13 protein-coding genes are annotated in these 18,721 nt (G+C 37.1%); 7 read left to right on the top strand and 6 right to left on the bottom strand.

What is annotated here, in order from left to right:
• Positions 1–36: 36 nt before the first annotated feature.
• Positions 37–3,993: a trifunctional transcriptional regulator/proline dehydrogenase/L-glutamate gamma-semialdehyde dehydrogenase gene (gene putA, locus JHT90_RS07430; protein ID WP_201095659.1), complete on the bottom strand. Its 3,957-nt coding sequence runs from the start codon at positions 3,991–3,993 to the stop codon at positions 37–39.
• 349 nt (positions 3,994–4,342) lie between these two features.
• Between putA and putP the strand changes: the two genes are divergently transcribed.
• From putP to purD, 5 genes are all read left to right on the top strand, one after another.
• Positions 4,343–5,911 carry a sodium/proline symporter PutP gene (gene putP, locus JHT90_RS07425; RefSeq protein ID WP_201095657.1) on the top strand — a complete coding sequence of 523 codons (1,569 nt, stop codon included), beginning with the start codon at positions 4,343–4,345 and terminating at the stop codon, positions 5,909–5,911.
• 131 nt (positions 5,912–6,042) lie between these two features.
• Positions 6,043–7,017, top strand: coding sequence for a tRNA dihydrouridine synthase DusB (gene dusB, locus JHT90_RS07420; protein ID WP_201095655.1), 975 nt, complete (start codon positions 6,043–6,045; stop codon positions 7,015–7,017).
• A 38-nt stretch (positions 7,018–7,055) separates the two neighbouring features.
• Complete coding sequence (gene fis / locus JHT90_RS07415) at positions 7,056–7,337, top strand: DNA-binding transcriptional regulator Fis (RefSeq protein ID WP_236254070.1); 282 nt, start codon at positions 7,056–7,058, stop codon at positions 7,335–7,337.
• Positions 7,338–7,375: 38 nt separating this feature from the next.
• Positions 7,376–8,983, top strand: coding sequence for a bifunctional phosphoribosylaminoimidazolecarboxamide formyltransferase/IMP cyclohydrolase (gene purH, locus JHT90_RS07410; protein ID WP_201095651.1), 1,608 nt, complete (start codon positions 7,376–7,378; stop codon positions 8,981–8,983).
• A 13-nt stretch (positions 8,984–8,996) separates the two neighbouring features.
• Positions 8,997–10,283: a phosphoribosylamine--glycine ligase gene (gene purD, locus JHT90_RS07405; RefSeq protein WP_201095649.1), complete on the top strand. Its 1,287-nt coding sequence runs from the start codon at positions 8,997–8,999 to the stop codon at positions 10,281–10,283.
• 54 nt (positions 10,284–10,337) lie between these two features.
• On the opposite strand, the gene JHT90_RS07400 is transcribed toward purD, so the two are convergent.
• From JHT90_RS07400 to mutS, 4 genes are all read right to left on the bottom strand, one after another.
• Positions 10,338–11,291 (bottom strand): DUF3239 domain-containing protein, encoded by a 954-nt coding sequence (locus JHT90_RS07400; RefSeq protein ID WP_201095647.1) that lies wholly within the window; start codon positions 11,289–11,291, stop codon positions 10,338–10,340.
• A gap of 81 nt (positions 11,292–11,372) precedes the next feature.
• Positions 11,373–11,696 carry a ferredoxin FdxA gene (gene fdxA, locus JHT90_RS07395; protein WP_201095645.1) on the bottom strand — a complete coding sequence of 108 codons (324 nt, stop codon included), beginning with the start codon at positions 11,694–11,696 and terminating at the stop codon, positions 11,373–11,375.
• Positions 11,697–11,837: 141 nt separating this feature from the next.
• Positions 11,838–12,488: a DNA oxidative demethylase AlkB gene (gene alkB / locus JHT90_RS07390; protein ID WP_236254068.1), complete on the bottom strand. Its 651-nt coding sequence runs from the start codon at positions 12,486–12,488 to the stop codon at positions 11,838–11,840.
• A 176-nt stretch (positions 12,489–12,664) separates the two neighbouring features.
• The gene (gene mutS, locus JHT90_RS07385) at positions 12,665–15,226 is read right to left on the bottom strand and encodes a DNA mismatch repair protein MutS (protein WP_236254104.1); all 2,562 of its coding nucleotides are present in this window, start codon (positions 15,224–15,226) and stop codon (positions 12,665–12,667) included.
• Between the two features lie 186 nt (positions 15,227–15,412).
• On the opposite strand from mutS, the gene JHT90_RS07380 reads away from it, so the two are divergent.
• Complete coding sequence (locus tag JHT90_RS07380; protein ID WP_201095638.1) at positions 15,413–16,606, top strand: class I SAM-dependent rRNA methyltransferase; 1,194 nt, start codon at positions 15,413–15,415, stop codon at positions 16,604–16,606.
• A gap of 86 nt (positions 16,607–16,692) precedes the next feature.
• Here JHT90_RS07380 and JHT90_RS07375 read toward each other — a convergent pair whose 3' ends face one another.
• Complete coding sequence (locus JHT90_RS07375) at positions 16,693–17,778, bottom strand: linear amide C-N hydrolase (RefSeq protein ID WP_201095636.1); 1,086 nt, start codon at positions 17,776–17,778, stop codon at positions 16,693–16,695.
• Positions 17,779–18,129: 351 nt separating this feature from the next.
• Here JHT90_RS07375 and JHT90_RS07370 point away from each other — a divergent pair, with 351 nt between their 5' ends.
• A complete protein-coding gene (locus JHT90_RS07370) occupies positions 18,130–18,699 on the top strand; it encodes a flavodoxin family protein (RefSeq protein WP_201095634.1) in 570 nt (189 codons plus the stop codon).
• The last annotated feature ends 22 nt before the right edge of the window (positions 18,700–18,721 follow it).

Genomic DNA, 18,721 nt, shown 5'->3' with positions numbered 1-18,721 from the left:
AATAGTACATAACGGTTTTTTTATCTCTAACAATTATTAACTAATCGTCATTAAGCTTGCATTACCACCAGCAGCGGCTGTATTTACACTAATCGAACGTTCAATTAGTAAGCGTTCCAATGGTATATTAGTTTCACCTTGTGCTAAACCATGCACACTAACAATAGCACCTTTACGATTAGCTACAATACGGCAAACTTCTGCTAATTGGTCACAATCACCATGATATAGCACTGCATCATAATGGCTTTCAGGTTTTTTCCAATCTGCAATAAATTTCACATGTCGCTGTATTTTTTCTGGCAGTTGAGAACGCAATTTAGCATATTCATCAGACCATAACGCTGTTGCTCCTATTGATAACACAGCAGCTAATTGTACTAATAAGTCTTGTTCAGTATTGGCCAAACACAGAATATCTTGTCTTGCTATTAACTCATAACTGTTACGCTCTCCTGTTGGTCCTGGTAATATACGTAAGGTTCCTGATTGGGCAAGATGATAGAAATCTTCTACTAGTTTACCAATACCAAGGTATTCTTTTTTATCTGCCCATGTTTTGAAGCTTTTTATTACTTCCTCACGACCAGCTTTACCAATATCTTCAGGCGCAATGTCTTCATCACGACGGGTCAGTGACTTAACAACAGCATCTTCTGGTTTGGTTGCCAATAAACGATACATATAAAGTGGACCACCTGCTTTAGGCCCTGTACCCGATAAACCTTCACCACCAAATGGTTGTACCCCTACTACCGCACCAACAATATTTCGGTTTACATAGATATTGCCGACATGTGCTTTATCAATTACTTGAGCAATAGTTTCATCAATACGTGTATGAATACCCATGGTTAAACCATAGTTAAGTTTATTAATTTGCTCTAGAAGTTTATCTAAATCTTTACGATTGTAACGAATAACATGCAGTACAGGTCCAAACACCTCGCGCTGTAACTCTGTAATACTTTCTAACTCAATTAAAGTAGGCACTACAAAAGTACCATTTTTAATGATGGCATTACTATAGATAGCTGATTGATAAACTGTACGACCTTTATTACGCATCGTTTCAATATGCTTATCAATAATCGCTTTAGCATCAGCATCAATCACAGGACCAATATCTACTGACAATAACTCTGGATTACCTAATTGATTTTCATCCATCGCACCTTTTAACATTTCAATGGTGCGATCAGCCACATCCTCTTGAATACAAAGTAATCTTAAAGCAGAACAACGTTGTCCAGCACTATCTAATGCAGAAGCTACAATATCCACCACCACTTGTTCAGCTAGTGCGGAAGAATCAACAATCATAGCATTTTGACCACCCGTTTCAGCAATCAATGGAATAGTATGTCCATGATCATCTAAACGACCAGCAATAGTTTTATTGATAATTTGCGCTACTTCCGTAGAACCTGTAAACATTATGCCTTTAACACGAGAGTCAGAGGTTAATTTTGAACCTACTGTTTCACCACGACCAGGCAATAATTGCACAACCCCTTTCGGTACACCTGCTTCTAACATAATACGAATAGCTTGTGCAGCAATTAATGGAGTTTGTTCAGCAGGCTTGGCAATAACTGTGTTACCTGCTGCTAATGCCGCAGCAACTTGACCTGTAAAAATAGCCATTGGGAAGTTCCATGGACTAATACACACAACAGGGCCTAGAGGACGATGTGATTCATTAGCAAAATCATTTCTTGCTTGTTCTGCATAGTAACGTAAAAAGTCTACAGCTTCACGAATCTCTGCAATAGCGTTACTATAGGTTTTACCTGCTTCTCGAACAATCACACCAATTAAAGTCTGCATTTCAAATTCATACTGATCCGCAACACGCTCTAAAATAGCTGCCCGCTCTTGTGGTGGTGTGGACTGCCAGATAGGAGCTGTAGCTACAGCACAACTCAATGCTACAGCAACATCTTGTTCGCTTGCTTCATATACTTTACCCACAATATCATTATGATTGGCAGGATTTGTTACTGGTTGTGCGTTACCTAAAGTAACATCTTCTCCTAACATGGGGGCAGCTACCCACTCTTCAGTAGCACTATTTAATAAAGCACTTGAAAGAGAAGCTAAACGGTTTTCGTTAGAAAGATCAATTCCTCTAGAGTTTGCACGGCCTTCGCCATAAAGCTCTACAGGTAAAGGAATACGTGGGTGGGGCAAGCCCATTTGCCCTTCATGATCAGCTAATTTTTCAATTGTTTCCACAGGATCTTCAATTAATTCATTAATGGAAATAGATTGGTCTGCCACACGGTTTACAAACGAAGTATTAGCGCCGTTCTCAAGTAAACGACGGACTAAATAGGCTAGCAATGTTTCGTGTGTTCCCACAGGTGCATAAACCCGACATGGACGGTTATATTTGCCATCAGCCGTTTTACCTACTACTTGCTCATACAGTGGCTCTCCCATACCATGCAAACATTGGAACTCATATTGGCCAGGATAATAATTATTACCCGCAATATGGTAAATAGCCGCTAAGGTATGCGCATTGTGCGTAGCAAACTGAGGGAAAATTGCTTCAGGTACTGCTAATAATTTACGAGCACAGGCTAAATAAGAAATATCAGTGTAGCATTTACGCGTATACACAGGATAACCTTCTAATCCATCCAATTGTGCACGTTTAATTTCACTATCCCAATAAGCACCTTTTACTAAGCGTATCATCAACCGATGACGGCTACGTCGAGCTAAATCTATTACATAATCAATTGCATAAGGACAACGTTTTTGGTAAGCCTGAATAACAAAACCAATACCATTCCAACCTGCTAAAGCAGGTTCAAAACAAAGTTTTTCTAATAAATCTAAAGATAACTCTAGACGATCAGCCTCTTCAGCATCAATATTAATACCTACATCATATTGTTTAGCTAATAACGTTAAGTTCAGTAACTGCGGATACAACTCCTCCATTACTCGATCATATTGAGCACGGCTATAACGAGGATGTAATGCAGAAAGTTTAATGGAAATACCAGGGCCTTCATAAATGCCACGGCCATTGGAAGCTTTCCCAATAGCATGTATAGATTGCTCATAAGAGATATAGTAGTTATCCGCATCTTTTTTAGTTAATGCGGCTTCGCCTAACATATCATAAGAGTATCTAAAACCTTTGGCCTCATACTTACCTGCATTCGCTAATGCTTCGCCAATGGTTTCACCTGTTACAAATTGTTCGCCCATCATACGCATGGCCATATCCACGCCTTTACGAATAAGTGGCTCACCACTTTTACTAATAATACGATTTAAAGAACTGGTTAACTTTGTTTCATTGTGGGTTGCAGTTAATTTGCCTGTGATTAACAGTCCCCAAGTGGCTGCATTAACAAAGGTTGATTGGCTTTTGCCAACATGCGGATGCCAATTCCCTTTACTGATTTTATCGCGAATTAATGCATCTCGTGTTTGTTTATCAGGAATACGAAGCAGTGCCTCTGCTAAACACATTAAAGCAACACCTTCATGCGATGAAAGTGAGAACTCTTGTAACAATCCTTGCACTAAACCAGAGCGGCCACCTGCACTTTTTTGATTCCTTAATTTATTGGCAATATCAAAAGCCATTTTATGAACAGACTGTGCATCTTGCTGGCTAAAGCGTGCTTGCTCAAGCATTAAAGGAATAATCTCTGGCTCAGGGCGACGATAAGCAGCCGTAATTGAAGCACGTAATACTGACTGAGGATGAATACTTTCAGCGAACTCTAAGAATGGTTGAGTTGCAACTGTTGCAGGATTGTTATTATTAGGTAACTCATCTATTTCTGCATTAGCTTGAACGCCTAGCAAGTCATCAATTGATGCTCCCTGTTCTATCTTTTCTAAATAACTAAAAATTGCTTGCTTAATCAGCCAATGAGGTGTTCTATCAATACGTTTTGCTGCATCTTTTAAACGTTGTCGCGCAGCATCATCTAACTTAACACCTAGAGTTGTTGAAGCCATAGTCAAACTCCAAAAAATATTAAAATGAATCCAAAAGCTTATTTAACTTTTTGTTTATAACTTTTATGTGTTATTTTTACCCAACATAAAAATATTGATAATTATTATTCAATATCCATGCCAAAAGGTGCAACCTACATTTTTTAAGGTTGCACCTATTTTAGGCACACTTCTTGCTACAAATATTTAACTGGAATAATAAAACAGGAAGGTAAGGTTAATTTAAATAATATATTTAGGATAATTATTAGATTTACCAATAAATATATTAAGTTTTTCTTTAAGTTAACCAAAGGTGCAACCTTATTACACCATTTATACTTACAAAATAATCAGGAGTAACACCTGCATGTCAGCAAACTATCAAACCACAGTAACATTTATACTGTACATTATTTTAATGATCATAATTGGGCTGTATGCCTATCGTTCTACTAAAAGTTTTGATGATTATATTTTAGGGGGAAGAAGTTTAGGCAGTTTAGTAACAGCACTTTCAGCAGGTGCATCTGATATGAGTGGCTGGTTATTAATGGGTTTGCCAGGTGCTATTTATTTATCAGGTTTATCAGAAGCGTGGATTGCCATTGGACTTACTATTGGTGCTTGGCTTAATTGGCTATTGGTAGCAGGTAGATTGCGAGTTCATACAGAGCATAACCATAATGCCCTTACCTTACCTGATTACTTTACAGCGCGCTTTGATGATCATACTCGTTTATTACGTATTTTCTCAGCACTTATCATTTTAATCTTTTTTACTCTTTATTGCGCATCAGGCGTTGTTGCAGGTGCTAGGCTTTTTGAAAGCCTATTCAATTTAGCACCACTTGCAGATAGCATCAATAATATTATTGGTACTAGTCTATCTCCTTATAATATTGCTATGTTACTAGGTGCAACCGCCACTATTATCTATGTTTGTATTGGTGGTTTCCTTGCTGTAAGTTGGACAGATACCGTACAAGCCACGTTAATGCTATTTGTATTATTACTCACCCCAGTTTTTGTTATTATTTCTTTATCAGATTGGAATACAACAGTTCAAACTATTAACTCAGTAAGAGAAAATGTTAATGTGTTTGACTTGTTTGCGGTGAAAGGAGATACAGCTTTAATTAAAACTATTGCTATAATCTCTCTAGCTGCTTGGGGCTTAGGCTATTTCGGTCAACCTCATATTTTAGTACGTTTTATGGCGGCTGATTCAGTAAAAAATATTCCTAATGCACGTCGTATTGGTATGACTTGGATGATTTTATGTCTAGGCGGTGCTGTAGCAGCAGGCTTCTTTGGTATTGCTTACTTTGCAAATAACCCAGACTTATCAGGTGCAGCTGTGGTTGCTAAAAACTCTGAATATATCTTTATTGAATTAAGTAAAGCGCTATTCAATCCTTGGATAGTAGGTATTGTATTATCAGGTATTTTAGCAGCTGTAATGAGTACATTAAGTTGCCAGTTATTGGTATGCTCCAGTGCTTTAACTGAAGATTTCTACAAACCATTCTTACGCAAAGGCGCTTCCCAAAAAGAGTTAGTATGGGTGGGGCGCGTTATGGTATTACTGATTGCTGTAGTTGCTATTTGGTTAGCAAGAGATCCTAACTCAAAAGTGCTAGGCATGGTTAGTTATGCGTGGGCAGGTTTTGGTGCAGCTTTTGGCCCAGTGATTCTACTTTCTTTATTCTATCGTAATATGACCAAAGAAGGTGCACTAGCAGGCATGATTCTAGGTGCTCTGACAGTACTTGTTTGGAAACAGTATGGTTGGTTTAATTTATATGAAATTGTGCCAGGTTTCATATTAGGTATTATTGCTATTATTGTAGGCAGTAAACTAACTAAACCTACAGAACATATGTTAAAACGCTTTGATGAAGCAGAACATCAGTACAGAACTTTAACAGGCAAATAATCATACTTAATATAAAGCAGATAGAAACCTCTATCTGCTTTGTTATTTTGTTAATTTTATTATATTTTAGCTTTATTCCCCACGCTAAACCCAGTATGATACATCCTCTTATTATTTATCCCCTCTAAATAATGACTGCTACTTTTCCTCGCATTGGTTGTTACCAATTAGATGGCCGTCTTATACTTGCACCTATGGCAGGTATAACTGATCGCCCACAACGTATGCTATGTCGCCGCTTCGGTGCAGCATTAGCCGTGTCCGAAATGGTAACAAGTGACACGCGTTTATGGAAAAGTAATAAATCAAAGCATCGCTTACCTCATCAAGATGATCTTGAGCCTAGAGCCATACAAATTGCTGGTACTGATCCAGAACAAATGGCTCATGCAGCTAAAGCCAATGTTGCATTAGGTGCACAAATTATTGATATTAATATGGGTTGTCCTGCTAAAAAAGTCTGTAATAAAGCTGCAGGCTCCGCCTTAATGAAAGATGAAAAATTGGTTGAAGGCATTTTGCAAGCAGTAGTAAAAGCTGTTAATGTACCTATTACCTTAAAAATGCGTACTGGTTGGGATAGCTCAACTAAAAATGCCATTACTGTTGCTAAAATAGCAGAACAGTCTGGCATTAAAGCTATCGCAATACACGGTAGAACGCGTGCAGACTTATATACTGGAGCTGCTGAATACGATACTATTGCTGAAATAAAACAGCAAGTTAGCTTACCTATTTTTGCAAATGGTGATATTACTTCTCCAGAAAAAGCGCAATTTGTATTAAACTATACAAAAGCAGATGCTTTACTTATTGGTAGAGCCGCGCAAGGTAATCCATGGTTATTTAGGGAAATTAATTATTTTTTAGAGACTGGGCAACATTATTCTTCCCCTACCTTTACAGAAAGAAAGCAAGTAATGTTAGAGCATTTAGCTGCCTTACACACCCTTTACGGTGAAGCGATGGGAATGCGGATTGCAAGAAAACATATGGGTTGGTACTTGTCTTACCTACCCGAAGGTATAGTTTTTAAACATCAATTTAATCAACTAGAATCCGCGCAAGAACAATATTCCTACATTAAAAATATTTTTACTCAATGAACTACTTACAACATGATAAACATGAAGGACTTAGACAGATGGTAACAAGTACTGTGCATAAAGCTGTACCACTCAGTACAAACTACACAGAAGGTCAAACGCTACGTTCCTGCGTTGAAAAAGCACTGCAAACCTATTTTGCTCAGCTTGATGGGCAAAATACCACCGATCTTTATGATTTAGTTTTATCAGAAGTTGAAGCCCCCCTCTTTGCTACTGTTATGGAATATGTTAAGGGTAATCAAAGTAAAGCTTCAGAACTTTTGGGTTTGAATCGTGGTACATTACGCAAAAAATTAAAGCAATATAATTTACTTTAATTTTCATAAATTATAACTTCTAACTTGATGGACTGATCATGACTGACCAAACAATGCGTCTTCCTGTTCGTCGTGCACTTATTAGTGTTTCCGATAAAACGGGTATTGTTGAATTTGCCAAACAACTTAGTGAACTTAATGTAGAAATTTTATCTACAGGTGGTACTTATAAGTTATTAAAAGATAATGCAATTAATGCCAAAGAAGTAGCAGAGTATACTGGCTTTCCTGAAATGATGGATGGTCGTGTAAAAACCCTGCATCCCAAAATACATGGGGGCATTTTAGGTCGTCGTGGTACAGATGATGAAATAATGCAACAACATCAAATTGATCCTATTGATATGGTTGTTGTTAACCTCTATCCATTTGCAGCTACTGTAGCAAAAGCCGACTGTGACTTACCCACTGCCATTGAAAATATCGATATTGGTGGCCCAACAATGGTACGTAGTGCTGCTAAAAACCATAAAGATGTTGCTATTGTAGTAAATCACCAAGATTATTCTGCGTTGATTGATAGCCTAAAACATGGCGGTTTAACTTATGTGCAACGTTTTGCTTTAGCCTTAAAAGCCTTTGAACATACTGCAGCCTATGATGGCATGATCGCCAATTACCTTGGAACAATTAATCAGCAAACAGATACCTTAACCACGAATAATCGCGCGGATTTCCCACAAACCTTTAATAGCCAATTTATTAAAGCACAAGAAATGCGTTATGGTGAAAACCCTCACCAAAAAGCTGCTTTCTATATAGAAGCTAATCCAGTAGAGGCAAGTATTGCTACTGCAAAACAGCTACAAGGTAAAGAACTTTCCTATAACAACGTCGCTGATACTGATGCTGCTCTAGAATGTGTTAAAAGTTTTGTAAAACCTGCCTGTGTAATTGTCAAACACGCCAACCCTTGTGGTGTTTCAGTAGTACCAGAAAATGAAGGTGGTATCCTTAAAGCTTATGATTTAGCCTTTGCTACTGATAGAGAATCAGCGTTTGGCGGTATTATTGCTTTTAATCGTGAGTTAGATGCTGAAACAGCTAAGGCAATTGTTGAACGCCAATTTGTAGAAGTTATTATTGCACCTAAAGTATCCGCAGAAGCCAAAGCTATTGTTGCAACAAAAAACAATGTACGTTTATTAGAATGTGGTGAATGGCCTGAACAGCGACCACAAGCATGGGATTATAAACGTGTAAATGGTGGTTTATTAGTGCAAAGCCGTGATAATGGTATGATCACTGCTGACGACTTAAAAGTCGTTACTAAGCGCGCACCCACAGAAAAAGAAATTCATGACCTTATTTTTGCTTGGAAAGTAGCTAAATTTGTTAAATCCAATGCTATTGTTTATGCTAAAAATCGTCAAACAGTAGGTATTGGTGCTGGTCAAATGAGCCGTGTTAACTCTGCCCGTATAGCTGCCATTAAAGCAGAACATGCAGGCTTAGAAGTTAAAGGTGCGGTAATGGCCAGTGATGCCTTCTTCCCTTTCCGTGATGGTATAGATAATGCTGCCAATGTAGGTATTGCAGCAGTTATTCAACCAGGTGGGTCAATGCGTGATCAAGAAGTGATTGATGCCGCTGATGAAGCAGGTATTGCTATGGTCTTTACAGGAATGCGCCATTTCCGTCACTAATAGGAGCTAGACAATGAATGTATTAATTATAGGCAGTGGCGGTCGTGAACATGCCTTAGCTTGGAAAGTAGCAAAAGACCCACAAGTAGAAAAAGTATTTGTTGCTCCAGGCAATGCAGGTACAGCGATTGAACATAAATGTGAAAATGTGGCTATTGATGTTTTAGAGATACAAAAACTAGCTGATTTTGCAGAGAAAAATGTTAATTTAACCATTGTTGGGCCAGAAGCTCCCTTAGTAAAAGGTGTGGTAAACTTATTTAGACAACGTGGTTTAAAATGTTTTGGCCCAACTGCTGAAGCTGCGCAATTAGAAGGTTCTAAAGCCTTTACTAAAGATTTCTTAGCACGTCATCATATTCCTACCGCTAGTTATCAAAATTTTACTGAAATTGAACCTGCCCTTACCTATCTAAAAGAAAAAGGCGCTCCTATTGTTATTAAAGCAGATGGATTAGCTGCTGGTAAAGGTGTTATTGTGGCAATGACACTTGATGAAGCAGAAGCAGCTGTTAGAGATATGCTTTCTGGTAATGCATTTGGTGATGCAGGTGCTCGTGTTGTTATTGAAGAGTTTTTAGAAGGTGAAGAAGCCAGCTTTATTGTGATGGTTGATGGTGAACATGTGTTACCTATGGCAACTAGCCAAGACCACAAGCGTGTAGGTGATGGTGACACAGGCCCCAACACCGGTGGTATGGGCGCTTACTCCCCTGCCCCTGTAGTCACTGCAGAAGTACATCAACGCGTGATGGATGAAGTTATTTATCCTACTGTGCGTGGTATGGCCAAAGAAGGTAATGTATACACGGGTTTCCTTTACGCAGGGTTAATGATTGATAAAGCAGGTAATCCAAAGGTTATCGAGTTTAACTGTCGTTTTGGTGATCCTGAAACACAACCTATTATGCTCCGTTTACAATCAAGTTTAGTGGATTTAGTAGAAGCAGCTTTAGCTAATAAATTAAATACCATTGAAGCAAATTGGGATCAGCGTTGTAGTTTAGGTGTTGTTTTAGCTGCCGCAGGCTATCCTTCAGACTATGCAAAGGGTGATGAAATCACTGGCTTGCAACAAGCTACCAGTGATCATGGTAAAGTATTCCATGCAGGCACAGCCTTAAAAGAAGGAAAAGTAGTTACTAATGGTGGTCGTGTACTTTGTGCAACTGCACTGGGTAATACAGTGCTAGAAGCTCAACAAAATGCTTATTCATTAGCAAACAAAATTAATTGGAATGGTTGCTTCTATCGTAAAGATATTGGTTATCAAGCAATTGCTAGAGAGCAAAATAAATAGACGATAGATAATAAAAAAGGTAGCTAGTTTGCTACCTTTTTTATTACTCACTAATTAACTAATCTTCTGTAAATCTTGATCTACAATTAATAAATCTTTAGCATTATTCTTAAAAGCTTCAACCACACTCTCTAAACGTTGCCAATCTTCTGCTCGAATAACTTGTTTAGCCTTAAAGGGTATCAGTTCGTTACGATAACCTAAACACACTGGATTGGCTATAAAATCTTGATAGTACTCAGTTGGTTCTTGTCCAAATATACAAACCCCTGCTAGCCTACTGCCTTCTTTAAACTTACCCAATGCTTTTTTAAAAGTAACCACTTTGACTGCCCAACGTGGTGCCTGATCTTTTGTTTTCATCAAAGGCGCCATAAAAATAGCTTGGTACCTTTCTTTTTCAACTTTGATAACAATACCTGGAATAATAGTACCTAAATTAAAGGTAATGGTACTAAAAAAGCGATTTACAACATTAGTGACTTGTGTACCAATACTACTTAAAAACACACCTCCAATCCCAATAATCAGTGGCGTCCAAATCCAATTAATACTAAACAACCATGCCGCTAAAGCTATTAATAATAAGCCCGCTATTTTTAAAACCCAACCTAATAATTTTGATTTACTTATGCCTTTTTGTTTAATAGCAAATTGTTTTAAACGATTCATATCTAGTAAATTACTAGGGAGATTTAATTTGCCATTAGTAACAGGTGCATTTGGATTAACATCTATCGCTTTGCCAATCTTATGAATACCAAAAAACTCTTCATTAAGAATACTTTCAACACGTTCAGCTTGTTCTTGTTGATCATTCAAAACATATAATATCAGTTGGTATTCTAATGCCTTAGCTACCAGAACTTGTTCTTCTACATCTATTACATTGCGATATTTATCTATAAATATTTGTAGTTGATCAATCACTGCAGCATATTGTTGCTGATCTTTAGTATCTTTGACTTGATAAAAATGTTTCTCAAGCCAAGCAAAACCATCACGCATTGTATACCCCTACATTAACTTCTATAAAATAAAAAACACCATTGTTGTAAAACACAATGGTGTTTTTTACATGGATACTGATTAGCGCTCCAAATACTGTAATTTATCTTTTACACCATCCCATTCAGCTGCATCTGGTAATGCATCCTTTTTCTCAGTAATATTAGGCCAAGTAGCTGATAACTCTGTATTAATTTCTACAAATTGCTGCATATTATCGGGTAACTCATCTTCAGAGAATATAGCTTTAGCAGGACACTCAGGCTCACATAAAGCACAATCGATACACTCATCTGGATTAATCACCAGAAAATTAGGTCCTTCATAAAAACAATCCACAGGGCAAACTTCTACACAATCAGTATATTTACATTTAATACAGTTATCAGTGACAACAAAGGTCATTCAAGTTCTCCTCACGCTCACGGCAGCGGATGTAATTCTAACAGTTTTTATAACTTCTTTGGCAGCTTTAGACTGTTTTTTTAGTTATATCAATATAATTAATAGTATGTATTATAACATTTTTTGTTGATAAATCGCGTACTAATAAAACTGTCTAAAGGTGATGTTAATACGTTGCGCCCCCAATGTTTGATGAGTATTTGCTTTAATTGGCAAGATACCATGAAAACGTAATCTATCAACTCCTCCCCAAACCAAAACATCGCCATGAGAGAGTATCAATTTTTCTAGACGGTCAGTTCGTTTTAATCCACCCCATTGAAAAGTGGCTGGTATACCTAAAGAAAAAGAAACAATGGGGGCTTTTAGATTTTTTTCATCTTTATCTTGATGCAGTGACAATTTGCTGCCCACTAAATAACGATTAATTAAGCAACCATCAGGTTTAAAATTAGGATAACCCGCAAAATTGGCTGCTTGCAGGGCTAATTCTCTAAATAAATTAGGCATATCAGGCCATTTTCGCTGAGTTATAGGATCTTGTTGTGTATAGTGATAACCTTTTAAATCAGTGATCCAACCAATTTCCCCACAATTCGTCATAGCTACTGACATTTTATGGCCATTGGGTGTTAACATTTTTCTAAAAGGAGCCTGCTTGGTTATTTTTTCTAACTCTTTAATAATTTCGGAAGCATAACTAGCAATAAAATGACGAATTAATAATGTTCCCTCACCTAACCTTATTTGGTTAAGCTCACTGTCATTTTTAAATAAATCATCTGTAATCATCCATATTAACATACACCTTTATTTTTTTGTTTGTCCACAAAAAACTACAACTAAGATATAAATATACTTTTCATCTTACTGGAGTGGTTTAAAAATACAGCTAATAATTTGCTTTATAAACTCATTAATATACTAGCAACCTTTAACAACTCGTAAGTAATGTTTAATACCTTGTATTATTTAATCTTCTTTTGCCATCCATATAATAATTCTAAGGCTTTAAAAGGTGTTAATTCATTTAGATTAACCATAGCCAACTCTTCTATAACTGGATGAGTGGGTGTACTAAATAAATCTGCCTGAATCGGTGCTGATATAGTAGACTCAGTGTAATTCAATGTTTGGCTAGAAACCGTCGTATTAATAGCTGTAGCCTCTAGCTTAGCTAAATGCTCTTTGGCTCTATTAATTACAGTTTGTGGAACACCTGCTAATTTTGCGACTGCCAAGCCATAACTTTGACTAGCAGGCCCTGTGATTACATGATGTAAAAAGACAATAGTATCGTTATATTCTGCCGCTTTAAGGTGAACATTGGCTACATTTGCTAGGGTTTCTGGTAAGGTGGTTAATTCAAAATAATGGGTCGCAAACAAAGTAAAGGCTTTTAGTTTAGCTAAGTATTCGGCAGCCGCCCACGCTAAAGAAAGCCCGTCAAAAGTACTAGTACCACGTCCTACTTCGTCCATTAATACTAAACTTTGTGCAGTGGCATTATGTAAAATATTTGCTGTTTCTGTCATTTCCACCATAAAGGTTGAACGACCACCTGCTAAATCATCACTTGAGCCAATACGGGTAAAAATTCTATCCACTAAGGATAGCTTACAAATTTGTGCTGGCACATAACTTCCAATATGAGCCAATAAAACAATTAATGCTGTCTGTCGCATATAAGTGGATTTACCGCCCATATTAGGCCCTGTAATAATCAACATGCGGGTTTGATCATTTAAGGTAACATCATTGGCTACAAAGGGTGTTTCTAGTACTTGTTCAACTACAAGATGGCGACCTTGCTCAATATGTATACCCGTTTCTTCAACAAACTCTGGACAATTAAGATTTAGATTTAAAGCTCTTTCAGCTAAATTACAGAGTACATCCAATTTTGCTACGGCTTCTGCAGTTTTTTGTAATGGCTGTAATTGTAAGATAAGCTTTTCTATTAACTCATCATAAAGCGCTTTTTCTCTAGCTAAGGCACGGCTTTTTGCTGATAATGCTTTATCTTCAAACTCTTTCAGCTCAGGGGTAATATAACGCTCAGCCCCTTTTAAGGTTTGTCGACGAATATAATCTACAGGAATCTCTGCATTGCCTGCTTGAGCCTTAGAAATCTCAATATAGTATCCATGAACACGGTTATAGCCTACTTTTAAGGTAGCTATGCCTGTTCTTTCTTTTTCGCGAACTTCAAGGTCCATCAGGTATTGGCCTGCATTTTCACTGATATTGCGTAGATCATCTAGCTCTTGATCATAGCCCTCTGCTAATACACCACCCTCGCGAATCACCACAGGTGGATTTTCAATAATGGCTTTTTGTAAGGTAGTCGATAGCTCAGGATATGCTGTAATATACTGCGCAAGCTTTTGTAATTTGCTATCTTCTAAACAATTTAATTTTGCTTGTACCGCAGGTAAAATAATTAGTGAATCACGTAGTTTAGCTAAATCTCTTGGTCTTGCATTTCGTAAACCTATTCTCGCTAATATTCGCTCCATATCCCCTATTTCTTTTAACAGGGGTTGCATAGGTTCAAAACAATAATTATTCAATAAACAAGCGATAGCGGCTTGCCTTGATTGAATAACCTTAATTTGACGTAACGGTTTATTTAACCATCGAGCTAGTAACCGACTGCCCATGGTAGTTTGGCAACGGTCTAGTACTGCCAGTAAAGTATTATCCAAACCACCATTGAGATTAGTATCTATTTCTAAATTGCGTCTACTGGCACTGTCTAAGATTACGCTGTCTTCTATACGCTCATGGTGTAGCCCTTGAATATGGGGTAAGGCTGTACGTTGTGTTTCCTTGGCATAGATAAGCAAACAACCTGCTGCACCAATAGCTAATTTTAAATTTTGACAACCAAACCCTGCTAAATCCTGTGTACCAAACTGTTCACAAAGCCCTTTAAATGCCGTATCTCGATCAAAATCCCAAATTGGGCGTCGATGTGCTCCCTTACGTTTTTCAATAGGTAAGCCCATTGGCCAATCATCTGGATACAGTAGTTCTGCTGGATTTAATCTTTCTAACTCAGCTAATAAACTGTCCCAGCCTTGTAGTTCTTGCACAGAAAAACGGCCACTGGCAATATCTAATACAGCTATACCAAAGCATTTTTCATCGCCAAATACAGCGATTAATAAATTATCTCTTCTATCTTCTAATAACGCTTCATCTGTTACTGTACCTGGGGTAATAATACGAACTACTTTACGTTCTACTGGCCCTTTACTGGTAGCAGGATCACCAACCTGTTCACAGATAACAACAGACTCGCCTAGCTTTACCAATTTTGCTAAATAACCTTCTACTGAATGAAAAGGTACGCCTGCCATAGGAATGGGATTGCCTGCCGAATTACCACGAGCCGTTAAGGTAATATCTAATAACTTAGAAGCTCTTTTAGCATCCTCAAAAAATAGCTCATAGAAATCTCCCATTCGATAAAACAATAATTGGCTTGGGTAGTCCTGCTTTATCCCCAAGTACTGTTGCATCATAGGTGTATGTGATGAGAGATCAATTTTATCCATAGAATGATTTTCTTATTAGACCAATGGGAGAATTTAAATAATATATTATGCCTTACCTGTCACAATAATAACACCTTCTGTATAACTATACCCATGCCAGTATGTTATCTGTTATTCTAGTAATTAATTTTAAATTTCTAATGAGCTTAACAGATGACATTACCCATTTTACGCCTTAATCCTAATGCAGATCGTCGTATTCGTGCTGGTCATTTATGGGTTTATAGTAATGAAATAAATAACCAAGTTTCTCCTTTACAGGGATTTATTAGTGGCGAGCAAGCAGTTTTAGAAAACTCCACTGGTAAACCTTTAGCTGTGGTAGTGTTAAGCCCTAATAACCTAATTTGTGCAAGAATTATTTCTAGAAATACTGAGCACCTATTGGGTAAATCATTATTAGTACATCGTATACAAGTAGCTCTATCATTAAGAGAACGAATTTTTAATAAGCCATATTATCGCTTGGTGTATGGTGATTCTGATCTATTACCGGGTCTTATTGTTGATCGTTTTGGTAATATTCTAGTGGCACAATTAAATTCAGCTGCGATGGAGCAACATAAAGATGAAGTGCTAGCGGCACTGCTTCAAGTATTAAAACCAAAAGGCATCGTATGGAAAAACGATAGCTCATCTCGTAATGCAGAATCCTTACCTAGTTATGTAGAAGTGGCTTACGGGGATGTTCCTGAATGGGCACCTTTAGAAGAGAATGGGGTTAGCTTTGAAGCACCTATTTTAGAAGGTCAAAAAACTGGCTGGTTCTATGACCATCGTTTTAATCGCGTCCATCTTATGCCTTATGTGAAAGGTAAGCGGGTTTTGGATTTATTTAGCTATATTGGTGGTTGGGGCATTCAAGCAGCTGTTAATGACGCAACTGATGTAACCTGTATCGATTCATCTGCTTTTGCTTTAGATGGTGTAGAGCGTAATGCTAGCTTAAATAAAGTAGCAGAAAAAATCACTTGTATTGAAGGTGATGTATTTGAAGCAATGAAAGAATTAAAAGCCAATAATGAAAAATTTGATGTGATTGTTGCAGATCCCCCTGCTTTTATTAAACGTAAAAAAGACTTCAAAAATGGTCAAGCTGCTTACCATCGTTTAAATGAACTGGCTGTTAGACTATTAGAAAAAGATGGACTTTTAGTAAGCGCGTCTTGCTCTATGCATTTAGCTGAAGAAACGTTAGTGGATATTGTACAAGGTGCGGCACGCCATAATGATCGTTTTATGCAAATTATAGAGCGTGGTTCACAAGGTCCAGATCATCCTGTACATCCTGCCATTGTTGAAACACGCTATATCAAATCATTACTATGCCGAGTATTACCTAACTAAAATAGCGATTACCATAAAAGCAACAGTAAGGAAAATTTATATTTTCCTTACTGATTACTATTAATTTACCAATTCATCCTTTTCTTTTAATAGCTTAATTGTTTTGCAGTTAAACCTTGAAATTTAAAGGGTTCGCTATCTTTATATTGACTGTTTACATTCCCTGAAAAAGTATTACGCTGTCCTTGACCTAGTTTTAGCGTTTTCACTTTACCTGTTTCTTTTGAAAAATCAATTTGATTTAGATTAGTCCAAAAAACATTAGGGGTTAATGCAGATTCAAAAAAGTATAGGTGACGTTTATGGTCATACAATGTACGCCATCTTGTTGATGAGATTTCTGGCGATTCTTCTGTGGTTAAACCATAGGGAACAGAAGCATTACGAATAACACTAAACACACTGGCTACTGCAGTATTATCATCTACTTGTTTTGGAAGACTATTAATATAAAAAGAGGCACGAGCAAATCTATCAGCCGCCCGATTAGTTCCTGGTAAAAATGAGAGGCCACCAACATCTTGCCAATATTTTTCCATTTCTAACTGTTTGTCATAAGTTGGCGAGTTAGTCATTACCTGATATTCACGACTGTGATGAATCAGTTGGTCACCATTAATATATTCTATAATCGCGCTATCACCTGTACTATCTGATAATGATAGATGTAAAGTGGCTAAACGGGTTTGCCCTGGTACATTATCAGTCATTACTGTTAACGGATTCTGCTGTAGATAATCTACTGCCTCTGCCACTGTTGCAAAATTATCGAGCATAAATTGCGCCCAAATAGAAATTGATAACGTATGTCCAGATGAAGGTTTGTTAGAGTACTGTGATTCTGCTAGCCATAATAAATTTGCTACTAAACCTTTTTCATTAACACCATCGGTTGTTGCTACATCATAACTTGAAGCAATCACACTGCCATATTTTGACTGCCAACTAATTGATTGGTCGCCTACTAAACCATTACGTTCAATTCCTCTTGGAAAAATCCATAGGTTAGTATCAATTTCATCTTTCCAATCCATAGACCGTGCGGTAATTATTTGTTGATTGTCACCTAAAAAAACTATACGGGTACAAGCATCACTGGTAGCAATAAAACATACTAAGGTAGCCAAAAAGCTACTGTATAACTTGAAGTGTCGCAATTTAAGAAGCTTCATCAGATTTCTCCATCATAACCAGTCAATAACTACTGAAAACTCATGTTTAAACAATATGGTTTTAAATCATACAAAACTAATTATTAGCCTTTTTCATTGGGAATAAAATTATCTAATAGGAGGGGGTAATTAATAATTAACCTTTTTCTATAAGACTTTTTATACAACTCAATTTCTATGTTACAAATAGCAAAACATAACTAGCCAAATCATAATACTAATAACACTACCTATCTGTTCCATTTATGCAACAATAATACCCATATAAAGGTCTTATTATTATCTTAAAAACACTTAAAATAAATAGTATGTTTTTCCAAAATAGAGTTAAGTAAAAAATAAGGATTTAATATGACTACAGTAGCAATCGTATATTTTAGTGGTTATGGCCATACTAAAAAACTAGCAGAAGCAGTACAACAAGGTGCCGCAGATAATGGCGCAAACGTTAAACTGTATGCTATTAGCCAACAAGGTGATTTATCAGATAGTGATTTTGAAGAACTTGGTGAAGCTGATGCCATTATTTATGGTAGCCCTACTTATATGGCTGGCCCTGCTTGGCAATTTAAGAAATTTGCTGATACTACTTCTAAAATCTGGTTTATGCGACAATGGCAAAATAAAGTAGCATCAGGTTTTACTAATTCAGCTTCTACCAATGGCGATAAAGGTCAAACCTTAAACTATCTATTTACCCTAGCGCAACAACATGGTCAAATTTGGGTGGGTTTAGGTTTACCACCCTCAAATACTAAAACTAATACTTCTGCCGATACTAACTGGTCTGGTGGTTCGATTGGAGTAATGGCTATCTCTCCTTCTGATGCTTCTCCCGAGGAAGCACCACACAAAGGAGACCTGGAAGCAGCTAAGGCACTAGGTAAACGTGTAACTGAAATTGCTAGTAAATTAAAATAGTTGAAAATGATAGGAGAGTTAA

Origin of the sequence: Entomomonas asaccharolytica (assembly GCF_016653615.1) — a bacterium.
GTDB classification, from domain to species: Bacteria; Pseudomonadota; Gammaproteobacteria; order Pseudomonadales; family Pseudomonadaceae; genus Entomomonas; species Entomomonas asaccharolytica.
This window is presented reverse-complemented; position numbering and strand designations above follow the sequence as displayed.

Coding starts and splice junctions, on each gene's coding strand:
- purH (WP_201095651.1), top strand. CDS start 7,376: ATGACTGACCAAACAATGCGTCTTCCTGTTCGTCGTGCACTTATTAGT.
- JHT90_RS07380 (WP_201095638.1), top strand. CDS start 15,413: ATGACATTACCCATTTTACGCCTTAATCCTAATGCAGATCGTCGTATT.
- fdxA (WP_201095645.1), bottom strand. CDS start 11,696: ATGACCTTTGTTGTCACTGATAACTGTATTAAATGTAAATATACTGAT.
- JHT90_RS07370 (WP_201095634.1), top strand. CDS start 18,130: ATGACTACAGTAGCAATCGTATATTTTAGTGGTTATGGCCATACTAAA.
- dusB (WP_201095655.1), top strand. CDS start 6,043: ATGACTGCTACTTTTCCTCGCATTGGTTGTTACCAATTAGATGGCCGT.
- mutS (WP_236254104.1), bottom strand. CDS start 15,226: ATGATGCAACAGTACTTGGGGATAAAGCAGGACTACCCAAGCCAATTA.
- alkB (WP_236254068.1), bottom strand. CDS start 12,488: ATGATTACAGATGATTTATTTAAAAATGACAGTGAGCTTAACCAAATA.
- putA (WP_201095659.1), bottom strand. CDS start 3,993: ATGGCTTCAACAACTCTAGGTGTTAAGTTAGATGATGCTGCGCGACAA.
- purD (WP_201095649.1), top strand. CDS start 8,997: ATGAATGTATTAATTATAGGCAGTGGCGGTCGTGAACATGCCTTAGCT.
- fis (WP_236254070.1), top strand. CDS start 7,056: ATGGTAACAAGTACTGTGCATAAAGCTGTACCACTCAGTACAAACTAC.
- JHT90_RS07400 (WP_201095647.1), bottom strand. CDS start 11,291: ATGCGTGATGGTTTTGCTTGGCTTGAGAAACATTTTTATCAAGTCAAA.
- JHT90_RS07375 (WP_201095636.1), bottom strand. CDS start 17,778: ATGAAGCTTCTTAAATTGCGACACTTCAAGTTATACAGTAGCTTTTTG.
- putP (WP_201095657.1), top strand. CDS start 4,343: ATGTCAGCAAACTATCAAACCACAGTAACATTTATACTGTACATTATT.